The sequence below is a fragment of the Nocardioides sp. genome (assembly GCF_035481145.1).
GTDB lineage: Bacteria > Actinomycetota > Actinomycetes > Propionibacteriales > Nocardioidaceae > Nocardioides.
The window spans coordinates 1-4,252 of the sequence record NZ_DATIHB010000075.1; the positions used below are offsets into that span (position 1 = coordinate 1).

4 protein-coding genes are annotated in these 4,252 nt (G+C 73.1%); 1 reads left to right on the forward strand and 3 read right to left on the reverse strand.

Features of this window, described 5'->3' with window-relative positions:
* On the forward strand, positions 1-1,235 hold a 1,235-nt coding region (locus tag VLF38_RS06600), incomplete at its 5' end, for an acyltransferase (RefSeq protein ID WP_325270482.1).
* 4 nt (positions 1,236-1,239) lie between these two features.
* Here VLF38_RS06600 and VLF38_RS06605 read toward each other — a convergent pair.
* From VLF38_RS06605 to VLF38_RS06615, 3 genes are all read right to left on the reverse strand, one after another.
* Positions 1,240-1,938, reverse strand: coding sequence for a hypothetical protein (locus VLF38_RS06605; protein ID WP_325270483.1), 699 nt, complete (start codon positions 1,936-1,938; stop codon positions 1,240-1,242).
* Positions 1,935-3,683, reverse strand: a complete 1,749-nt coding sequence (locus VLF38_RS06610; protein WP_325270484.1) for a serine/threonine-protein kinase — start codon at positions 3,681-3,683, stop codon at positions 1,935-1,937. Before VLF38_RS06610 ends, VLF38_RS06605 begins: the two co-directional genes overlap by 4 nt.
* Positions 3,680-4,252: FHA domain-containing protein (locus VLF38_RS06615; protein ID WP_325270485.1), on the reverse strand; the 573-nt coding region annotated here is incomplete at its 5' end. The genes VLF38_RS06615 and VLF38_RS06610, both read right to left, overlap by 4 nt.

Here is a 4,252-nt window from a genome sequence, read left to right on the forward strand (position 1 = left end):
GGCCCGGACCAGTCTCTGGTCCGGGCCCGCTGCCCATCTCCGGGTCGCACGCCGGGCGCGAGCGGCTGGCGGGGATGGACGGTCTCCGTGGCATCGGCGCCTTCGCCATCGTCGTGGCGCACGTCTGGCTCAACCTCGGCAGCACAGCGCCGCTGGGCGGGCTGCCGGCGTTGCTCCAGCAGGTGCCGCTCTTCCTGGTCATGTTCTTCGTGCTCTCGGCGTTCCTGCTCCACCGGCCGTTCGTGGAGGCCGGCCTGGCGGGTCGCCCAGCCCGGGTCCGTCGCTACCTGGAGAACAGGGTGCGGCGGATCTTCCCGGCGTACCTCGTCGTGCTGCTGGTCGCGGGCCTCGTGCTGGGCGTGGCCACGGTCGCGCCGTTCTCGGTCGAGGCGGGTATGCCGCGGACGCTGCCGGAGACCGGCTGGCTGTGGGGGCACCCGGCCCTCACCGGCATCAACGCCGCGCTGCTCCAGACCCTGCTGCCGGGCACGATGATGACCGGTGTCGGGCCGGCGTGGACCCTGACGGTGGAGCTCTGCTTCTACCTGCTGCTGCCCGTCCTGGCCGGCCTCGCCTTCGGCGTCGGCACCCGGAGGCTCGGGCTGCCGGCCGCTGCGACCGCGTGGCTCGGACCCGTGCTCCTGGTCGTCACGGGCCTGGTCGCCAAGTGGGTCCACGTCCACGTCCTGCTGGCCGGCATGACGCCAGCCGAGGCCTTCTTCGCCGACTGGGGGCCGACCTGGCAGGCCGTCTTCGCCCGCTCGATGCTGGTGCAGGCCGACCTGCTCGGCATCGGCATGGCCTGCGCGGTGGTCTACGTCCGCTGGCGCGGCTCCTCGGCCTCGCCGGCTCGCCTTGCGGTGCTCGGGTCACTGCTGCTCGGCGGCCTGGTCGTGGCGGTGACACTGCCCACGTGGCACGACACCGGCTGGGCCCTCTTCTGGGCCGGCATGGTCCTGCTCGTCGCGACGCGGCCGCCGGCGCGTGGCCTGGGCCGGGTCGCTGGCCTGCTCGCGTCGCGACCGGTCCACTGGGCCGGTGAGCGGTCCTACAGCGTCTACCTGTGGCACCTGCCGGTGATCCTGCTCCTCGCGCGCACCGGTGTCGCCGCACCCCAGACCACAGCGGGGTTCGCGGCCAACTGCGCGATGGTCCTGGCCGCGACCTACCTGCTCGCGGACCTGACGTGGCGCTGGGTGGAGCGGCCCGCGCTCACCCGCCGGCGTCGCGGCTGAGTACTCAGGCGTCGGTGGACTCGAGGCCGTCGAGCCAGACCAGGTCCTCCATCGTGACGAGTCGGGCTGCGAGGGCGTACTCCACCAGGCGCACGCGTCGGTTGCTCGCCGTGCGGTCGCTGCTGCCGACGAGACCGCGGACGCCGAGCTTGCTGAGCTTCTCGCAGACGTTGTCGAGCTTGCGGTTGAACTTCGTGGTGGTCCAGCCGAGTCGCTCGGCCGCCGTCTTCGAATGGGGGATCGCCCCCGCGCCGCGGTTGCCGCGCCGCAGGATGTCCTCGGCCAGCGCGAGGATCAGCAGGCGCTGGTCGGGGGTGAAGTTGATCCGCCCCATGGTCGTCGCGCCGTCGCCCGGCTGCTCCTGCATCGAGGAGCCGAACGGTGCGGACTCCTGCGTCACGTCGACCTCGTACGTCGTCGGGCCGGCGGTGAACCAGACGACGCAGTGCGGAAAGACGAGCGGGACGCGGGCGCCCGGGGAGAGCCAGGTCTGCACCAGGCCGTGGGCGTCGGCGATCGTCGCTGTCAGCGCGTTGCCGACGTTGGCCAGCCAGAGCAGCCCGTCGACGTACGTGAACTCGAGGAAGCGGCGGTGGAGGTAGGGGTTGTCGTCGATGACGAGATCGCCCTCGCGGCCGACGCAGACGGCGCTCTCGGGCGTGACCTCGTGGATCTCGCCGCAGTAGTCGACGGTCGCCTTCATCGTGCACACCTCGTCGTCGGGTTGGATCCGAGCGATCCCCGGCGCGCGGTGACCCGCAGGCAGGTCGTGCCGTCGCCGCTGGCGCTGACCTCGACGGAGGTCTTCTCGGTGCGCTTGGCGGCGTCGCGGATCGATCCGTTGATGTCGACGACCTCGTAGAGGAAGAAGTCGCCGTCCTTCTCCCGCTCCCAGGTGAAGGTCACCTTGCCGCCGCCCTGCTTGGCCACGGTCACGTCCGGAGACAGCGGGTCGAGCTCGACCCCGCCGATCTGGCTGCCGCTCGTCGGCGCTGGAGCGCCGGTCGTCACGCCGGGCTCGGGGCGGTCCGTGTCGTCGCCTCCGCTCGAGAGGAGCGCACCGATGCCGACGGCGGCGGCGAGGAGCACGGCGACACCGCCGACGGCGACCCAACGGCCGATGCCCGAGCGGCCGTCCTGCTCCACCACGCCCGGAGCGTCCTGCGCCCCGGCGGTCGCCGCACCCGGTGTCGCGGTGGCGGCAGGGGTCGCCGTGGGCTGGGCGCGCTGGGGACGGGCCTGGGTGGGCGCGGCGCCCGGGTCCGGCGTCGAGGCGCGTGCCGGGCGGCGGGCAGTGGGCGCGGCGCCGGGGTCGGAGGCTGCTGCACGGGCGGGGCGCCGGGAGGTCGGAGCGTCCGAGGGTGAGCTCGCGCGAGCGGGGCGGCGCGACGTCGGCGCATCCGACGGCGTGCTGGCCCGCGCCGGCCGGCGCGTGGTCGGGTCGGCCGTCGGCTGGACCGGCGTGGCGGGGCGTGCAGGGGTCCGCAGGGTCGTGCGGTCGGCGTTCGACGGCTCGGTCTGGGGTTGCGTGGTCGTGGGGGTCTGCGTGTGCGCCTCGGGCTCGGTGGGCGCGAGCTCCTCGTGGGCCTGCTCGAGCACGACGATCTCGGTCCGGGCCAGGCGAAGCTCCTGCTCGACGCGCTGCAGGTGGCGGGCGAGCTCGAAGGCGCTGCGGGGCCGGTGCTCGGGCTTCTTCGCCATCGCCTGCGCGAGGAGGCGCTCCAGGCTGCCGGGCACGTCGGCGCGGCCGGTCATCGGCGGCTTCGAGTGCACGATGCGGGTGAAGAGCGCCCGCTGGGAGTTGTCGTCGCCCGGAAGGCTGAAGGGGGAGCGCCCGACCAGGAGGTTCCAGATCGTGGCGCCGAGGGAGTAGACGTCGGAGGCCTCGGAGCCGTTGGACGTGCCGGTCAGCACCTCCGGCGGCGACCAGGGCATCGAGACGCCGACGTTGTCGTCCTCCTCGACCTCGCCCGGGCGACCGGCGATGCCGAAGTCGGTGAGGCCGGGAACGCCGTACGAGCTGATCAGGACGTTCTGCGGCTTGATGTCGCGGTGGATGATGCCCGCCCGGTGCGCGGTCTCGATGGCGCTGGCGAGCTGGATGCCCATCTTGATCGCGTCGGGCACCGACAGGGGCTGGGCCTTCACCCGCTCCCCGAGGTCAGGGCCCGGGTAGTAGCGCATCTCCAGGTACGGGCGACCGTCGGGGGCGGTGCCGGCACCGAGCACCGGGACGATGTACGGGTGCTCGGCGAGCTCGCCCATCGTGTCGGCCTCGGCGACGAACTGTGCCTGCTGCTGGGCGTCCATGACGTGCGCCTTGAGGACCTTGACGGCGACCTGCATGCGCGGGCGCTGGCGCTCGTACAGGTAGACGTCCGAGAAGCCTCCGGAGCCCAGCTTGCGCTGGAACTCCAGTCCGGAGAGCTCCGGTCCGATGTCGGTCATGGGTTCACCTCGTAGCGCAGCGTCACGACGTCGGCGATCCCGATCTCCGCACCGTCCTCGAGCTGGTAGTCCTCGTTGGCCCGCAGCTGCTGCGGGCTGCCGCCGGGCAGGGTCAACGTCGTCCCGTTGGCAGTGCCGAGGTCACGCACGATCACCTGCCAGCCGTCGAGCATGATCCGCGCGTGCTGGCGGCTGATGTCGCCCGAGTCTCCGACGCGCAGCAGGTGCGGTCGCTCCGTCGACCCCTCGGGCTCGTATGGCGCGCGGCCCAGGACGGCGTCCTTGTCCAGGACCAGCCGGTCGCCACCGGCGAGGACGAGCGCGCCGAGGGCGGGCCGGGGGATCTGGCGCGGCTCCTGGTCATCAGGGAGGTCCGCGCCGCAGAGGCGGCAGGTCGGCTCGTGTGCCGACGTCTGGTGGCCGTTGGGGCAGTCGACCGCGAGCACGCTCGGGCCGACGATGCCGGCCGAACCGAGCTTCTGGACGAGCTCGGCGCGCAGGACGGTCGGTGCGTCGTCGCTGTCGTCGTCGGCCGACGACGGAGGTGTCGCTGCCGGCGGTGCCGGCGC